Source organism: Bacillus salipaludis, assembly GCF_004358205.1.
Genome location: NZ_SMYO01000004.1, coordinates 353,353 through 367,940 on the forward strand (window position 1 = coordinate 353,353; position 14,588 = coordinate 367,940).

Consider the following 14,588-nt stretch of genomic DNA (forward strand, 5'->3'; position numbering starts at 1 on the left):
GGTAAGGAAGGAAATACCAATGAAGCCATATATTTATATAACAAGGAAGTTGCCAGAAGAAGCAATTGCGCCGATTCGGCAAAAATATGAAGTCAAAATGTGGGACCACGATGACGTTCCTGTGCCGAAGGACATCTTACTAGCGGAAATCAAACAAGCAGATGCCCTGTTAACCATGGTATCCGATACGATTGATGAAAAGGTACTAAATGAAGCGAATAACCTGAAAATAGTGGCCAATTGTGCTGTTGGGTATGACAATATAGACCTTACTGCGGCTGCTAAAAATAGGGTGATTATTTGTAATACCCCTGATGTTTTAACAGATACAACGGCTGATCTGACCTTTGCATTATTAATGGCCGTTTCCCGCAGGGTGGTGGAAGCGGCTGAATTTATTAAAAAGGGACAGTGGAAAAGCTGGAGTCCGTTTTTATTAGCAGGTCAGGATATTCATCATAAAACACTTGGAATTGTTGGGATGGGGAAAATCGGAGAAGCGGTTGCCAAACGTGCGTCCGGATTTGAGATGAATCTCCTCTACCATAATCGAACTAGGAAGCCGGAAATCGAACAGAAACTAGGCACTGTTTTTTGTTCGTTTGAGGACCTCATAAAAAAGGCTGATTTTGTCGTCTGTTTAGCACCGCTAACCGACGAAACCCAAAATATGTTTACCCGGGAAGTTTTTCAGAAAATGAAGCATTCCGCCATTTTCGTTAACGCTTCAAGAGGACCCGTTGTAGATGAACAGGCCCTATATGACGCACTTGTTACAGGAGAAATCGCCGGGGCTGGTTTGGATGTATTTGAGAAGGAACCTATTGATGACGGGCACCCATTACTTGAGCTTTCAAATGTTGTTGCTCTCCCGCATATCGGAAGCGCAAGTGTAGAAACAAGAACGGCGATGATCAATTTATGTATTGCTAATATTGAAGCGGTGTTAGAGGGGAAGCTCCCCTTAACAATGGTGAAAAAGAATTCGAAGATCTGTACGAATTCTAAATAAAAAGAGCGATTGCCGATAAGGCAATCGCTATTATTTTATTAAAATACTTGTTCAACTTCGACAATTCCAGGAACTTCTTCAAGAAGTGCTCTTTCAATGCCGGCTTTAAGCGTGATGGTCGAACTTGGACAGCTGCCGCATGCACCTAATAAACGAAGCTTCACAATACCATCCTCAACATCAACTAGTTCACAATCCCCGCCATCGCGAAGAAGAAATGGTCGTAATTTATCTAATACTTCTTGGACTTGTTCTTTCAATTCTAACTCTTCCATTCCCATCGACTCCTTTCCTATTTATATTATAAAGTGATTGACAGTAAAAATCCATTCCGAAGAAACTGGCAAAACACCCATTTAATCATTTTCTTTCATTTTTAAGGAATAGATGTTGTAAAATAAAAGAAAAAAACAAGGATGAGTCAAATGGAACATAATCAAGTAGAAATTATATTATACGGAGCAGAGCAGCTTTGCCCAAGCTGTGTAAATCTCCCCTCATCGAAAGAAACATTCGAATGGCTGGAGGCTGCTATTGTACGGAAATTTCCGGAACAGCCCTTTAAAATGACTTATGTAGATATTCATTTTCCTCCTGCAGAGCCTGAAAAGCAAAGTTTCGCTCAAAAAGTGATTGAAGAGGATATGTTTTATCCTGTGGTAGTCATCAAAGACAAAGTGGTCGGCGAAGGAAATCCGCGGTTAAAAACGATTTTTTCCGAGCTTGAAAAATATGGATACAAAGCGGTTTAAACAAAAGAAGGGGATGGTCCATTTATATGGACATCCCCTTCTTTCATGCCATTATCCATTATGATATTTGTACATCCATAAGATACCGGACTTGATCAGGCGTGCAACACGTCCTGTAATCGCTGAATTGCCCATCATTCCAAATCCTTGTTTCTTCCCTAGGGATCCGAGTATGCCTTTTAATTTGATTGGTGGGAACGATGCAGGAGGTTCTTCACCATTCCAACGTTTTCTCAATACCTCCACAATTTGCTCTGCTTGCCCTTCCGCTAATTGTGCACTTGGTGCATGTGGGAGGCTTGCACAGTCACCGAGGATATAAATATGTTCATCGGTTTTCAGGTTGTGTTGAGGAGTAAGGACCACTCTCCCCATGTTATCTTTTTCCTCAGGAAAATCACGAACAATTTTGTTTGCTTGAATTCCAGCTGTCCAAACGATGACATCACAATCAATCGGTTCATCATGGTTATATAATCTTTTTTCTTCTACTTTTGTTATATTGGAATTGTTGATAATTTCAACGTTATGCCTATTAAACCAATTTTCAACATATTTACTTAGGCGGTCAGGAAATGAAGATAGAATGTGCTTTCCTCTGTCAAACAACTTAATTTTAAGGTCATCCCGGCTTTCACTTAATTCACTTGCAAGCTCTACGCCGCTAAGACCAGCTCCGACAATGCTGACCACTGATCCGGGAGGAAGATTATTTAAAACAGAATAAGTTTCACGGGACTTTCCAATGCTTTGAATACTGTAAGTAAATTCATCAGCGCCAGGAACACCATGATACTTGTCCTCACAGCCAAGACCAATAATTAAATCATCGTAGTTAATTGGTTCATCATCTTTTAGAAGAACCTTTTTTTCTTCTCTTGCGATTCCGGTAACTTCACCAAACTTTATATTTAACCGAGGATGTTCAGGAAAACAAACACGAACCTCTTTATCGGAAATGGTTCCTGCCGCTAATGCATAGTATTCGGTTTTAAGACAGTGATATGGGACTCGGTCCACAAGTGTAATCGTTACGTCTTCCGGAAGATTGTTCGGAAGGAGTTCACTAAGAATTTTCATTCCTCCGTATCCTCCGCCAAGAATTACCAGGTTTCTCATTTTAAAATTTCCCCTTTTTACAAAACAATTGTATTCCTATTTTTAATGTTCCTTTTTTTTTCGATTTATTGCACGTAGAATATAGCAATAAATTGGAATCAAGGATTTAATGGTTTATGAGGTCAAGAGCAATTTCACACAATTACGAGTATAGCTAAGAATTGGCGAAATAACAACAATTTTCATGTTTTCTTGACAAATTGAATGCACTTTGTTAATTGACGGTATCCCCTAAAAAGAGTACGATTAGTAGGTATGAAGAGGTGAAGGCATTGATTAAACCAATCATTGAATTTTGTATAAGCAACTTAGCAAATGGCGCACAGCGGACGCTTGAAATATTAGAAAAAGATCCGAATTTAGACATTATCGAATATGGTTGTCTTGGATATTGCGGAAAGTGTGCAATTACACTTTATGCACTCGTTAATGGGGAAGTAGTATCTGGAAAAACTCCGGAAGATCTTGTAGATAATATTTATCAATACTTGGAAGAAAATCCAATGTTCTGAGAAAAGCAAAAAGCGCCTGTTTAGCCCTGACAAGAAACCTTAGTGGAGCTAGGCGGTGGAGCTAGATAAAAGAAAGGAGCGTTAACCGCTCCTTTTTTCATTTTTTATCATATAATAGTTATTATAAACGATTTGTTGTACCAGTAATCTGAAGTGGATATACTAAATTAAAAAGCTTAAAAGGGGGAACTAGAATGAGTAATGAGGTTGTTATTTTAACCGAGGCGGCTGCCATGCAAATAAAAGATATGATGAAGCAAAATGAAGAAGAAGGAGCCCTTTTACGTGTGGGTGTCAAAGGCGGGGGCTGCAGCGGCTTATCTTATGGAATGGGATTTGATCATGAAGTAAAGGAAGATGATCTTCATTTCGAACTGCATGGAATTCAAATCCTCGTCGATAAAGAAAGTGCTCCTATTTTGCAAGGAACAAAAATTGATTATAAACAATCGATGATGGGCGGCGGATTTACGATTGAAAATCCGAATGCTATTGCCTCGTGCGGTTGTGGATCTTCTTTCCGAACAGCAACGGCTGCAGGTTCACCTGAGGAATGTTAGCACTTAAAGGGAAAAGGCGTCCGCATAACGGGCGCCTTGTGAGATTATTGATTAAACATCGAAGAACTGTGTAATGGCTGAACTTTTGCCTTTGGGTCAATATATGATTTTGCGTTGTTAACGGCAGTTGGTGCCTCACCAAATCCACAGGCAATTAATTTCACTTTCCCATCATACGTGCAAATGTCCCCTGCAGCATAAATTCCCGGTACATTTGTTTCCATTTTAGAGTTGACTAAAATCGAATTCTTTTCAATTTGCAGGCCCCACTCTTTTATCGGTCCAAGAGATGACACAAAACCATAATTACAAATGACGGCGTCGACATTAATGGTAACCTTTTCTTCACCGTTCACACTTTCAAGAATAACTTGCTTAATTCCGGAATGGTCTCCAATTAGTTCTGCAGGAACATAGGGAGTTTTTACATTAACCTTTGAATTGAATAAGTTTTTAACACTATGTTCATGGGCTCGAAATTTGTCTCTGCGGTGAACAATCGTCACTTTTTCTGCTATCGGTTCCAACATTAAGGCCCAATCCACTGCGGAATCTCCGCCGCCAAATATTACTACTTTTTGATCGGCAAATTTATTTAAATCTTCGATAAAATAATGGAGGTTTTTCCTTTCATACTGTGCAGCACTTTCTAGTTCTAAGCGGCGAGGCTGGAATGCACCGTTTCCTGCCGTAATTACCACGGTTTTTGAATAATGAACTTCAGCATTTGTTGTTAATTTAAAAATACCGTTTTCTAGCTTTTCTAACTTTTCAACAGATTGTTCAAGCGCAACCACTGGATCAAATTTCGCCATTTGCTCTTTTAGGTTATTTACCAATTCTTGAGCACGAATTTTTGGAAAACCGGCAACATCATAGATATATTTTTCAGGGTATAGCGCTGACAATTGACCGCCAAGTTGTGGTAAGCTCTCAATGATTTTCACTGAAGCTTGTCGCATCCCTCCGTAAAACGCGGTAAATAAACCAACAGGACCTCCCCCGATAATGGTGAGATCAAATACCTTTTGATCATCTTGCACTATGAATCCCCCCAGCTAGGTAGTAACAATCTTCACCCCAATCATACCATAAAAATATTAAATGCTCACTTGAATTGCGGGGAATATTCGCTCAATTAGAAATTGCGCATTAATTCATTACCTTAGTTGGAATACATGAATCGAAAATGTTCAACCTATAATTATGTTAAATAAATTAAAAAACCGCTTGAAAACTAGATGAAAAAGGAATAAGATGAATTGTGTATATATTGTTACTATTATGTGACAATATCAGAACATTGTTTAATTAAGAGAGTTTATAAAAAATAGGAATATTAATGTGCATCCTACTGTAATGAGAAGTAGCTGCTGATTTCTTTGCACCTATTCGTGAAAAATATCACAAAGATTTCGCCTTGTAAACCTAAAGAAATCTGCCGATTGGCAAGCGCCAGTGGGGCCCAGTTGTGCTATCGACAAATAAAAACAAAGAAATCAGTGGATGATAAGGCAAAAGGTTCATTAAAATAAAATAAAGGTGGAAGTGATTACTTTGAGAAAGCCAAAAATTGTTATTGTCGGGGCAGGATATGGCGGACTTATGACAACAGTTCGTTTGCAAAAATTATTAGGTGTGAATGAAGCGGAAATCGTGTTAATTAATAAAAATGATTATCATTACGAAACTACATGGTTACATGAAGCATCAGCAGGCACATTACACCATGATAAAGTGCGCTATGATATCCGCAATGTAGTGGATCGGAGTAAAGTTGAGTTTATTCAAGATACAGTTGTCGAAATCAATAAAGAAGAAAAGAAAGTCATTTTAGAAAATGATCAAGTCAATTATGATTACCTTGTTATTGCACTTGGCGGTGAACCAGAAACATTTGGAATTAAAGGGTTAAAAGAATATGCTTTTGGTATTACCAATGTCAATTCCTCTCGTCAATTACGCGAGCATATTGAGTACCAATTTGCTACGTACAATATGGAAGAAGAAAAGAACGATAATCGCTTATCTATTGTAGTTGGCGGTGCCGGATTTACTGGGATTGAATTCCTTGGCGAATTAACGAACCGTATTCCAGAGCTTTGCCAGGAATATGATGTGGATTTCCAAAAAGTTAAAATTACTTGCGTGGAGGCAGCGCCAACTGTTCTTCCAGGCTTTGATCCGGAATTAGTTAGCTACGCAGTTTCTCAATTAGAGCGGAGAGGCGTAGAGTTTTTAATCGGTACTGCAATTAAAGAAGCTACTCCTGAAGGAATTTTTGTCGGTAAAGGCGATGAAGAGCCTTATGAAATTAAGGCTGGAACTGTCGTTTGGGCTGCAGGTGTACGTGGGAACGCCATTATTGAAAAATCTGGTTTTGAGGCAATGAGAGGCCGCGTGAAAGTACAACCGGATCTTCGTGTACCGGGATTTGATGATGTATTTATTATTGGTGACAGCTCCCTAGTTATTAATGAAGAGATTAATCGTCCATATCCTCCGACTGCACAAATTGCCATGCAGCAGGGTGAGGTAGTTGCTAAAAACATTACAGCACTTGTTCGAAATAAAGCAGAGCTTGAAAACTTTACCTTTGATAATAAAGGTACTGTTTGTTCCCTTGGTGAAGATGATGCGATTGGTGTAGTATTTGGCAAAAAAGTGACTGGTTCAAAAGCAGCCTTCATGAAAAAAGTGGTTGATAACCGGGCCCTTTATATGATTGGCGGTACATCACTAGTACTGAAAAAGGGCAAGTTGAATTTCTTTTGATAAAATTTTTAACAAAAGGGCAGAAAAATTCTGCCCTTTTTTTTCATATCTTTTCATGAAATTGTAATTTAGGAGGTTCCCATGAGTAAACGCGGTAAGGTGTGGCTGGCCGTCTCGGGATTGGTAAAGTATGACGAGAAATGGCTTGTAGTTAAGAAAAGATACGGTGGGTTAAAAGGTCAATGGTCGTTGCCGGCAGGCTTTGTTAATGAAGGAGAAACAGCGGATGAAGCTGTTATTCGGGAGGTCAAAGAAGAAACGGGTATTGATTGCGCAGTGAAAGGTTTAATTGGGCTAAGAACAGGTGTAATAAAAGAAGAAGTAAGTGACAATATGCTTATGTTTTTACTTGAGCCGAAGGGCGGTGTTCAAATTATTCATCAAGACAGCGAACTCTATGAGGCGCGATTTATGACACCTGAAGAGCTTCTGCAAGAAAAGGAGGCCTCTATTCTTTTAAGCTACCTAATAAATCAAACCAATTCCTTTTTAATACCTTGTAAAGATGGTTTGAATCCGGGTAATCAGTTCGGATATACAGCATATAAAATATTTTTGTAATTTTTAGAAAATTTAAGTAACCATTCGAAAATGAAAGAAAACTCCAGATGTATCCGTTTTCTTATGTTAATTTGCTTGTATTTCCTCCTTTTCTTTTTTTCATTTTCTTGATATATTATCAGAAAATTTAGTTAATAAAAGAGGAGGATGAATAGTGTGACTGTAAAAAATTTGGATACAAAAACATGTGATTATTGTTCTGGAAATGGTTATTTTCAACTTTTACTTGGCGGCTCTGAAACCTGCTCCTGCTGCGAAGGTACAGGAAAGAAGCAGGAGTAAACAAATGTAACTGAGAAAATTTGCTTCTTCGAATTCTTCGGAGGGCTATTTTTTTGGCATAATCGTTGACCTTGAGGATTCTTCCGCTCAGGCTTATAGGTTTGTGCTTTTCGCCCCTGAGCAAGGCGCTTCCGCTTTTCTTTTCTATTGACTCCCTTTTGGACATTCAGTACACTTAATGTTGATGTGTCAAAGGGGGAATTTTCAATGCAGATGAGCATTGTTGTCTTAATTATCTCGATGTTATTATTTCTTGTGTTATTTTTTGGAATAGGATTTATCCTTAATATGCTTTTAAGAATGTCATGGATTATGGCGATTATTTATCCAATTGTCGCGATTTTAATTGTTGATAAAGTACGTTTTATTGAATATTTTACGAATAGTAAAGCTGCCTTCGGACAACTCGGGCATCGGTTCAGTTCACTTGCAACTGCTGACATCTTAATTTTAGTTAGCGGGCTGGCTGGTGCTATTGTCTCAGGCATTGTCATAAAGCTTTTAAGAAAAAATGGATACCAGATGTTCTAAGACTTTTTACCATGGTAAGGAGTCTTTTTTATTTACTTCTTGAATAATTCTTTTCCCCTTGGGAAATGAATATTTTTTGAGGAGTGAAAAATTTTGATGACTATTTTAAAAAGTTGGGCTAAGCGCTTTGTGATGACAATTCTTTTCTTCCTGGCGCTTTTAGTAACCTATCAATCCCTTTCCGGGGTGAATGCCCAAACAGTATTGAATTTTGTTGATCCGTTTATTTCGTCCAGTAAAACGGCAGCAGGTACAGTCCCAACGTTAGAAGAAGCCATTGATTGGTCTAAATATCCGAAAAAAACGGTTATTGCCACGGGTTACACTGCAGGGTTTGAGTCAACAGGAAAATATCAAGGGCATCCTGAATATGGAATTACCTATTCGGGTGTAAAAGTGAAACGGGATTTATATTCAACCATTGCAGCAGATTTAAATGTTTTTCCGGTAGGGACCATTTTATTTATCCCCGGCTATGGCTATGGTGTAGTAGCTGATAAAGGCGGGGCAATAAAGGGAAATGAGTTGGACCTGTATTTTAATACGGTTAAAGATGTTTATAATCAATGGGGCAAAAAGAAATTGGATATTTATGTTGTTCAAAAAGGAAATGGAAGTCTTTCTGAACAAGAATTAACAACATTAAATGAAAAAAAGTCGATGCAAGTATTCAGGCAGCAATATATTCATTCTGAGAAAAGATAAAAGCAGGCAGCCGCCTGTTTTTTCTATTTTCCAGCCTCTAGTCAAGCCGCTCCCGCTTTTCCTATTGTTTTCGATTCTCGAAAGAATTTTTCTTTTTCGTTATAATAAAGTTATAAAGATACTAAGGGGGAAAAGTCATGTTTGAAATGAAAACAGAATTTAATGAATCAAATGAACATGAAGGTTTGGTCATCGGTCTTTTTGACCGGCCCGAAAAATTCACGGGTTTATTGGCAAGGCTTGATGAAATATTCGAAGGACAGCTTAAAGAGCTTGTAAAGTCTGGAGATATTACCGCTAAATTTAAAAGTATTAATAAAATACATACTCTTGGAAAAATGGGTGTAAAACGAATTTGGTTTGTAGGTCTGGGTAAAGAAAAGGAACTATCCTTTGAAAAAGCACGGGATGTGTTCGGGAAACTTTTTAAGCTGATAAAAGCACAAAAACAGGAAGAATTAGCTTTTGCTATGGAAACGTTTACAACAGAGGGGCTGACAGCGCTGGATGCTGCTCATGCAGCCGGTGAAGCATTGGCACTAGCGACTTATGAGTTTAAAGGCTACAAACAGAAGTCAAATGAACCGGAGAAGAGGCTGGAAAATCTAACAATCTATTGTGGATCCAATGATTTTGAAGAACTAAAAGCATCGTTAACAGTAGGATATGCGTTTGGAAAGGGAACTAATTCAGCCCGGACACTTGTGAACACACCAGGAAATTTGCTGACAGCTTCCGATATGGCTGATTATGCAAAGAATCTTGCTGCTAAGTATGACTTTGAAGTGGAAATCTTAGAAAAAGCGGAAATTGAAAAGCTGGGGATGGGTGCGTTTTTAGCAGTAAATCAGGGGTCAACAGAGCCACCGAAAATGATAGTTCTTAAATATCAAGGAAAGGATGACTGGAAGGATGTTATTGGTCTTGTCGGCAAAGGGATTACCTTTGATACCGGAGGCTATTCCATTAAAACAAAAACAGGGATTGTTGGGATGAAATCAGACATGGGCGGTGCGGCAGCTGTGTTAGGGGCAATGGAGATTATTGGGGAAATAAAGCCTGAACAAAATGTTGTCGCTGTTATTCCGTCTACTGACAACATGATCAGCGGATCGGCCTTTAAGCCTGATGATGTGATTACTTCGATGAGCGGTAAGACGATAGAGGTACTAAATACGGACGCTGAAGGTCGTTTAGTCCTAGCGGATGCTGTTACATATGCAAAGCACCACGGTGCTGAATACCTTGTGGATGTTGCAACCTTAACAGGGGGTGTGATTACTGCACTTGGTCTTCACACAACGGGTGCCATGACCAATCATGACTCTCTATATGAGCAGGTTTTAGAAGCATCAAAGGAATCCGGAGAACGGATTTGGCAATTGCCACTGTTTGATACCGAGAAAGAAAGAGTACGAAACAGTAAAGTGGCTGATTTAAATAATTCACCTGGAAGTGAAGGTCATGCCCTTGTTGCGGGTGCGTTTATCGGAGAATTTGCGGAAGAAACACCATGGGTACATTTAGATATTGCAGGAACCGCAACTACCTCTAGGGAATACGACCTTGGACCTGCCGGTGCAACGGGTGTCATGACCCGGACACTCGCTCTATTTGTTGAGCGTTTTGATCCAATTGAAAAATAACTTCATCCTCTGAGCCATCTTGGGTTTTTTATGTATTTGCCCACTCAAAAACCTTTCTGTTCGCATATGAAATAGTGTAGGCAAGTATATACGAAAGGGAGGTATGATGGCATGTACCCTTATCGATATCCCTATCCCGTTCAAGATCAAAGATTTATCGGGTTGGGCTGGCCGTTGGCGATAGGTGGACTTGGCTTTTTAGGAGGATTATTAGGTGGAGGATTAGGTGGGTTTGCAGGAGCAGCATTAGGAAGCCGCCCGCCATGGGGCTATCCCGGATTCGGCTATCCAGGCATGGGTTACCCTGGATTTGGTTATCCGGGCATGGGTTACCCTGGATTTTATTAAACAGAGTAAAAACAGCTCCAAGGGCTGTTTTTACACTTTTTAGAAGAGCAATTTTACATTACATAAAATAATCTCTAAAGGAGAGGTAAAAATGGTTAAAAACACATTATTAGAAGCATTAGGGATTGAAATAACCCATTTAGAGGCTGGGAAAGTAATTGCAACGATGCCGGTGGATGAGCGTACAAAGCAGCCTGTTGGTTTACTGCATGGCGGGGCGTCTGTGGCGCTGGCAGAAACGGTTGCTAGCTTAGGTGCTTATGAATTGGTGGACAAAGAAACACAAGGGGTTGTAGGTCTGGAAATAAACGCAAACCATGTACGGTCTGCAAGAGAGGGTATTGTGACAGCAGTTGCAACCGTTCTGCACCAAGGAAAAACAACAATGGTATGGGATATAAAAATAAGCGATGAAAAAGATCGGCTTATTTGCGTATCCAGATGCACAATGGCGGTCATTTCCTTAAAAAAATAAAGTCACCGAAAGGATGAATTTTTCATCCTTTTTTCTTTGGATGATTTGTAGGAAAATTTAAAAAAATCACGACCATTTCATGTTATAATAGAAAATAATAAAAAATTTCTTATATGTACAATTTTTTGTACAGGTTTCTCAATATAATGTAGTAAGAAATTTGTTAGAAAAGGTGGTGAAAAAGGATGGGAAAGCGGCATTGTTTATTTATTGATTTTGAATTTACCATGCCAGAAAGAAATGTCCGTATGAAGGAGTTTTATCCTGAAATTATTGAGGTTGGTATTGTTTCAGTAATAGATGATCAAATCGTTGATCAGTTTTCATCCTATGTGACCCCGCTTAAATTTCCTACGCTTTCAGAACGCTGTAAATCATTTCTACATATTTCTCAGGATCAGGTAAACAAAGGGATTACTTTTTTTGAATTAATTCGAAAAATGGAGGAGTTCAATCAAGGGTATGAAATGACCATTGTTACTTGGGGAAATATGGACATGAAGGTGTTGCGCCATAATTGTCTTGCAGCCGGAATTCCGTTTCCATTTCATGCAGCTGAGTTAGATCTATCCATGGAGTATAAACGATTTTTTGGTGATCAAAACCAAACGGGTCTTTGGAAGGCGGTTCAAGAGTATGGCAAGGAAGGGACAGGCAGACACCATCGTGCACTTGATGATGCGCTGACTACTTATAATATATTCAAGCTTGTAGAAAAGGATAAACGTTACTTGGAAAAACCTAAACCAACGACGATTGGGGATCGAGTGGATTTTTCAAAACTATTAAATGAATTCGCATAAAAGGCCAAATCATTCAAATTGATTTGGCTTTTTATGTGTATATATATAGGCTGTTTTAGTAAACTTTGTTGCTAATGAACATGGGTGGTTGATTTCCACTCCAGGATGCTCGCTTTCGCCGGGCGGGCGGTGAACCTCCTCGTCACTATACTCCTGCCGGGTCTCACCTGTCCCGCTGCACCCGCAGGACACTGAATTGCTTCCTTGAATCCACCCACGCACGAAGAAAATGCGGTAGCATTTTCGAGGAGTCTCGCACCTTCCGCTCCAATCAACCTATTTCCTGGAAATTTCCTATCATAACATATTAAAAATTAACAACCCTTTAGAAAAGACCTTTATTTAAAATAATCCTTTTCCAAGGAATCTATCATTTTTAAGCTCATTTCTGCCCAGTCTGAGGGGGTTTCATTTAGCTCTTTCTTCATTACCTCAATGGCTTCTTTTAAAGATGCTTGGTAATCCGGTACTTCCTCCTCAAAATGCTTGACCATTTGCTTCGGTATATTGGCTTGTTCTCTAAAGGCGAGTGCGCGTCTTTCGTGAAAAAAAAGTACATCTGCACTCTTCGGATTATGTAAGTCGCCTTGCATCGGATGTTTCTTAACCGCCAAAACCTTTACTAAATAATGTTGCGTCCGTTCCTCTGTTATTTCACCAATATATTTGCCTGTTTTATATATCGCTGTAACACGATCGCCAATTTTAAATTCCGCCAAAATAAGCCCTCCCTGCTCCTTCATATCTTTCATTTTAAAAGAATTACAAACAAAGTGCAAAAATAGTAAATTTCGGTTAAATTAAAAAAATGGAGGGATGATAATGAAAAAGAGCTTAAAAATATGGACTGCATTGCTTATCATCATGTTTGTAATAGCTGGATGCGGGACAAGCAATGACAAGCATGAATCTAAATCCAAAGGCAGTACATTAAGCACGGAACAAAAGGAAGGGGACAAAAAAGTGTCAAACGCCGTCTATCCTCAGCTAACAAAGGAAGTCTCTGAAAAGGAAAGATTAGTCGAAATGGAAACTTCAATGGGAAATATTAAAATAAAATTATTCCCGGAATACGCTCCAAAAGCGGTTGAAAATTTTGTGAAGCACAGTGAGAAAGGCTATTATGATGGTCTTATTTTTCATCGTGTAATAAAAGATTTCATGATACAAGGCGGAGACCCGAACGGAAATGGAACGGGAGGGGAAAGCATCTATGGTGCACCATTTGAAGATGAATTTTCGAATAATCTCTTTAATCTTCGCGGTGCATTGTCAATGGCTAACTCAGGTCCGAATACGAATGGGAGCCAATTCTTTATCGTACAAAATTCTGATCTTGATCCATCCATGAAGGAGCAAATGGAAAAGATAGAGTATCCGAAGGAAATCATTGCGGCTTATGATAAAAATGGTGGAACTCCATGGCTAGATCACCGTCACACAGTGTTTGGACAAGTCATTGAGGGAATGGATATTGTAGATAAAATTGCTGATACACCCGTCGATAAAAAGGATAAACCAACGAAAGATGTTGTCATTAAAAGGATTAATGTCTTAAAATAACCCTGACTATAAACTTGGTTGAAACTATTTTTATTGCTATAATGGTATGAATGGATTTCCTTGATGAAAGGGAGAAAGAAAATGTTTCAACCACACATCTTGTCGTTATTTTTATATTTTCCGAAAGATAAATCAGAATATATCCCCGCTGCCATCACGTTTTTCATCTTCTTTATTGGAGCTGTTTATGCAATGAAATTTATCATTGCTATTTCCAAACGTGAAGCCAAAAAGGCAAAAGAGTTAGAAGATCGAATCATGAATCAGCATAATCAAAAGGAACAGTGAATCAGGCTGTTCCTTTTTCATTTATGAATAGCCCCTAGACACATTGGAGATACTATTTACAAAATGTCTATTGTGGAGGTATTAGATGAAGAAATATTGGCTGATCCTTCCTTTGCTTTTACTTGCAGGATGTACCGAAGAAAATCCTAAAAAGATTGATGTTCAAATGTTTAATCCGGTTGGTGATTCCCTAGGGAAAATTACCTTATCAGAACAGGCAAGCGGAGTAAAGATGGAAGTAAATTTATCTGGATTAACACCAGGAGTACACGCGATACATATTCACGATACAGGAAAATGTGAGGCTCCTGATTTTAAATCAGCGGGAGGCCATTTTAACCCGGAAAATAAAAAACATGGACTGCTGAATCCGAATGGAGCCCATGCCGGAGATATTCCCAATTTAATTGTCGGAGATGACGGGTCGGTGAAAGCGGAGCTAATGGCACCAAATGTCTCTTTAAAGGATGGAAAAAAATCTTTATTTACTAAAAAGGGCACTTCCATTGTCGTACATGCGGGAAAAGACGACGGCATGACACAGCCGGCCGGAGACTCCGGAAAACGAGTGGCTTGCGGTGAAATTACAAAAGACAAGAAGCAAAAAGGTCAAGGTTCTCAAGATGAAAAATAAAAAGTAAATGTTTGGCTTTCTC

General features: G+C 39.0%; 19 protein-coding genes and 1 pseudogene. 16 read left to right on the plus strand and 4 right to left on the minus strand.

Going from position 1 to position 14,588, the window contains the following annotated elements; genetic code table 11:
- Nucleotides 1–19: 19 nt before the first annotated feature.
- A complete protein-coding gene (locus E2K98_RS09815; RefSeq protein ID WP_133334062.1) occupies nucleotides 20–1,012 on the plus strand; it encodes a 2-hydroxyacid dehydrogenase in 993 nt (330 codons plus the stop codon).
- A gap of 38 nt (nucleotides 1,013–1,050) precedes the next feature.
- On the opposite strand, the pseudogene E2K98_RS09820 reads toward E2K98_RS09815, so the two are convergent.
- Nucleotides 1,051–1,342, minus strand: a pseudogene (locus E2K98_RS09820) (NifU family protein).
- A gap of 95 nt (nucleotides 1,343–1,437) precedes the next feature.
- Here E2K98_RS09820 and E2K98_RS09825 point away from each other — a divergent pair.
- Nucleotides 1,438–1,764 (plus strand): YuzD family protein, encoded by a 327-nt coding sequence (locus tag E2K98_RS09825; protein ID WP_133334063.1) that lies wholly within the window; start codon nucleotides 1,438–1,440, stop codon nucleotides 1,762–1,764.
- 51 nt (nucleotides 1,765–1,815) lie between these two features.
- Here the strand turns inward: E2K98_RS09825 and E2K98_RS09830 are convergent, their stop codons facing one another.
- Nucleotides 1,816–2,883 (minus strand): NAD(P)/FAD-dependent oxidoreductase, encoded by a 1,068-nt coding sequence (locus E2K98_RS09830; RefSeq protein ID WP_133334064.1) that lies wholly within the window; start codon nucleotides 2,881–2,883, stop codon nucleotides 1,816–1,818.
- Nucleotides 2,884–3,155: 272 nt separating this feature from the next.
- Here E2K98_RS09830 and E2K98_RS09835 point away from each other — a divergent pair, with 272 nt between their 5' ends.
- Together E2K98_RS09835 and E2K98_RS09840 are read left to right on the plus strand one after the other, a co-directional pair.
- Nucleotides 3,156–3,395, plus strand: a complete 240-nt coding sequence (locus E2K98_RS09835) for a YuzB family protein (protein ID WP_133334065.1) — start codon at nucleotides 3,156–3,158, stop codon at nucleotides 3,393–3,395.
- Nucleotides 3,396–3,589: 194 nt separating this feature from the next.
- Nucleotides 3,590–3,955, plus strand: a complete 366-nt coding sequence (locus E2K98_RS09840) for a HesB/IscA family protein (RefSeq protein ID WP_026576064.1) — start codon at nucleotides 3,590–3,592, stop codon at nucleotides 3,953–3,955.
- 44 nt (nucleotides 3,956–3,999) lie between these two features.
- On the opposite strand, the gene E2K98_RS09845 is transcribed toward E2K98_RS09840, so the two are convergent.
- Complete coding sequence (locus tag E2K98_RS09845; RefSeq protein ID WP_133334066.1) at nucleotides 4,000–4,998, minus strand: NAD(P)/FAD-dependent oxidoreductase; 999 nt, start codon at nucleotides 4,996–4,998, stop codon at nucleotides 4,000–4,002.
- A 505-nt stretch (nucleotides 4,999–5,503) separates the two neighbouring features.
- Between E2K98_RS09845 and E2K98_RS09850 the strand changes: the two genes are divergently transcribed.
- From E2K98_RS09850 to kapD, 9 genes are all read left to right on the plus strand, one after another.
- Nucleotides 5,504–6,730, plus strand: a complete 1,227-nt coding sequence (locus tag E2K98_RS09850) for an NAD(P)/FAD-dependent oxidoreductase (protein WP_208025343.1) — start codon at nucleotides 5,504–5,506, stop codon at nucleotides 6,728–6,730.
- An 81-nt stretch (nucleotides 6,731–6,811) separates the two neighbouring features.
- Complete coding sequence (locus E2K98_RS09855) at nucleotides 6,812–7,291, plus strand: NUDIX hydrolase (RefSeq protein ID WP_133334068.1); 480 nt, start codon at nucleotides 6,812–6,814, stop codon at nucleotides 7,289–7,291.
- Between the two features lie 147 nt (nucleotides 7,292–7,438).
- Nucleotides 7,439–7,573: a YuiA family protein gene (locus E2K98_RS30880; RefSeq protein WP_165976233.1), complete on the plus strand. Its 135-nt coding sequence runs from the start codon at nucleotides 7,439–7,441 to the stop codon at nucleotides 7,571–7,573.
- 207 nt (nucleotides 7,574–7,780) lie between these two features.
- Complete coding sequence (locus E2K98_RS09860; protein WP_133334069.1) at nucleotides 7,781–8,104, plus strand: YuiB family protein; 324 nt, start codon at nucleotides 7,781–7,783, stop codon at nucleotides 8,102–8,104.
- A 96-nt stretch (nucleotides 8,105–8,200) separates the two neighbouring features.
- Nucleotides 8,201–8,809 carry a 3D domain-containing protein gene (locus E2K98_RS09865; RefSeq protein ID WP_133334214.1) on the plus strand — a complete coding sequence of 203 codons (609 nt, stop codon included), beginning with the start codon at nucleotides 8,201–8,203 and terminating at the stop codon, nucleotides 8,807–8,809.
- A 137-nt stretch (nucleotides 8,810–8,946) separates the two neighbouring features.
- Nucleotides 8,947–10,455: a leucyl aminopeptidase gene (locus E2K98_RS09870; RefSeq protein WP_133334070.1), complete on the plus strand. Its 1,509-nt coding sequence runs from the start codon at nucleotides 8,947–8,949 to the stop codon at nucleotides 10,453–10,455.
- 111 nt (nucleotides 10,456–10,566) lie between these two features.
- A complete protein-coding gene (locus E2K98_RS09875) occupies nucleotides 10,567–10,803 on the plus strand; it encodes a hypothetical protein (RefSeq protein ID WP_133334071.1) in 237 nt (78 codons plus the stop codon).
- Between the two features lie 91 nt (nucleotides 10,804–10,894).
- The gene (locus E2K98_RS09880; protein WP_133334072.1) at nucleotides 10,895–11,278 is read left to right on the plus strand and encodes a hotdog fold thioesterase; all 384 of its coding nucleotides are present in this window, start codon (nucleotides 10,895–10,897) and stop codon (nucleotides 11,276–11,278) included.
- A gap of 185 nt (nucleotides 11,279–11,463) precedes the next feature.
- Nucleotides 11,464–12,081: a 3'-5' exonuclease KapD gene (kapD, locus tag E2K98_RS09885; protein WP_133334073.1), complete on the plus strand. Its 618-nt coding sequence runs from the start codon at nucleotides 11,464–11,466 to the stop codon at nucleotides 12,079–12,081.
- Nucleotides 12,082–12,419: 338 nt separating this feature from the next.
- Here the strand turns inward: kapD and E2K98_RS09890 are convergent, their stop codons facing one another.
- Nucleotides 12,420–12,800 (minus strand): kinase-associated lipoprotein B, encoded by a 381-nt coding sequence (locus tag E2K98_RS09890; RefSeq protein ID WP_133334074.1) that lies wholly within the window; start codon nucleotides 12,798–12,800, stop codon nucleotides 12,420–12,422.
- A 103-nt stretch (nucleotides 12,801–12,903) separates the two neighbouring features.
- On the opposite strand from E2K98_RS09890, the gene E2K98_RS09895 reads away from it, so the two are divergent.
- From E2K98_RS09895 to E2K98_RS09905, 3 genes are all read left to right on the plus strand, one after another.
- Nucleotides 12,904–13,644 (plus strand): peptidylprolyl isomerase, encoded by a 741-nt coding sequence (locus tag E2K98_RS09895; protein WP_133334075.1) that lies wholly within the window; start codon nucleotides 12,904–12,906, stop codon nucleotides 13,642–13,644.
- An 81-nt stretch (nucleotides 13,645–13,725) separates the two neighbouring features.
- The gene (locus E2K98_RS09900; RefSeq protein WP_133334076.1) at nucleotides 13,726–13,932 is read left to right on the plus strand and encodes a hypothetical protein; all 207 of its coding nucleotides are present in this window, start codon (nucleotides 13,726–13,728) and stop codon (nucleotides 13,930–13,932) included.
- A gap of 85 nt (nucleotides 13,933–14,017) precedes the next feature.
- Entirely contained in the window at nucleotides 14,018–14,566 is a 549-nt protein-coding gene (locus E2K98_RS09905; protein ID WP_133334077.1) for a superoxide dismutase family protein, read from the plus strand.
- Nucleotides 14,567–14,588: the final 22 nt, after the last annotated feature.

What these genes read in the sequence shown, in the direction of transcription:
- E2K98_RS09815 (WP_133334062.1), top strand. Translation starts at nt 20, where the DNA reads ATGAAGCCATATATTTATATAACAAGGAAGTTGCCAGAAGAAGCAATT.
- E2K98_RS09905 (WP_133334077.1), top strand. Translation starts at nt 14,018, where the DNA reads ATGAAGAAATATTGGCTGATCCTTCCTTTGCTTTTACTTGCAGGATGT.
- E2K98_RS30880 (WP_165976233.1), top strand. Translation starts at nt 7,439, where the DNA reads ATGAATAGTGTGACTGTAAAAAATTTGGATACAAAAACATGTGATTAT.
- kapD (WP_133334073.1), top strand. Translation starts at nt 11,464, where the DNA reads ATGGGAAAGCGGCATTGTTTATTTATTGATTTTGAATTTACCATGCCA.
- E2K98_RS09870 (WP_133334070.1), top strand. Translation starts at nt 8,947, where the DNA reads ATGTTTGAAATGAAAACAGAATTTAATGAATCAAATGAACATGAAGGT.
- E2K98_RS09830 (WP_133334064.1), bottom strand. Translation starts at nt 2,883, where the DNA reads ATGAGAAACCTGGTAATTCTTGGCGGAGGATACGGAGGAATGAAAATT.
- E2K98_RS09855 (WP_133334068.1), top strand. Translation starts at nt 6,812, where the DNA reads ATGAGTAAACGCGGTAAGGTGTGGCTGGCCGTCTCGGGATTGGTAAAG.
- E2K98_RS09860 (WP_133334069.1), top strand. Translation starts at nt 7,781, where the DNA reads ATGCAGATGAGCATTGTTGTCTTAATTATCTCGATGTTATTATTTCTT.
- E2K98_RS09865 (WP_133334214.1), top strand. Translation starts at nt 8,201, where the DNA reads ATGACTATTTTAAAAAGTTGGGCTAAGCGCTTTGTGATGACAATTCTT.
- E2K98_RS09875 (WP_133334071.1), top strand. Translation starts at nt 10,567, where the DNA reads ATGTACCCTTATCGATATCCCTATCCCGTTCAAGATCAAAGATTTATC.
- E2K98_RS09880 (WP_133334072.1), top strand. Translation starts at nt 10,895, where the DNA reads ATGGTTAAAAACACATTATTAGAAGCATTAGGGATTGAAATAACCCAT.
- E2K98_RS09895 (WP_133334075.1), top strand. Translation starts at nt 12,904, where the DNA reads ATGAAAAAGAGCTTAAAAATATGGACTGCATTGCTTATCATCATGTTT.
- E2K98_RS09840 (WP_026576064.1), top strand. Translation starts at nt 3,590, where the DNA reads ATGAGTAATGAGGTTGTTATTTTAACCGAGGCGGCTGCCATGCAAATA.
- E2K98_RS09900 (WP_133334076.1), top strand. Translation starts at nt 13,726, where the DNA reads ATGTTTCAACCACACATCTTGTCGTTATTTTTATATTTTCCGAAAGAT.
- E2K98_RS09825 (WP_133334063.1), top strand. Translation starts at nt 1,438, where the DNA reads ATGGAACATAATCAAGTAGAAATTATATTATACGGAGCAGAGCAGCTT.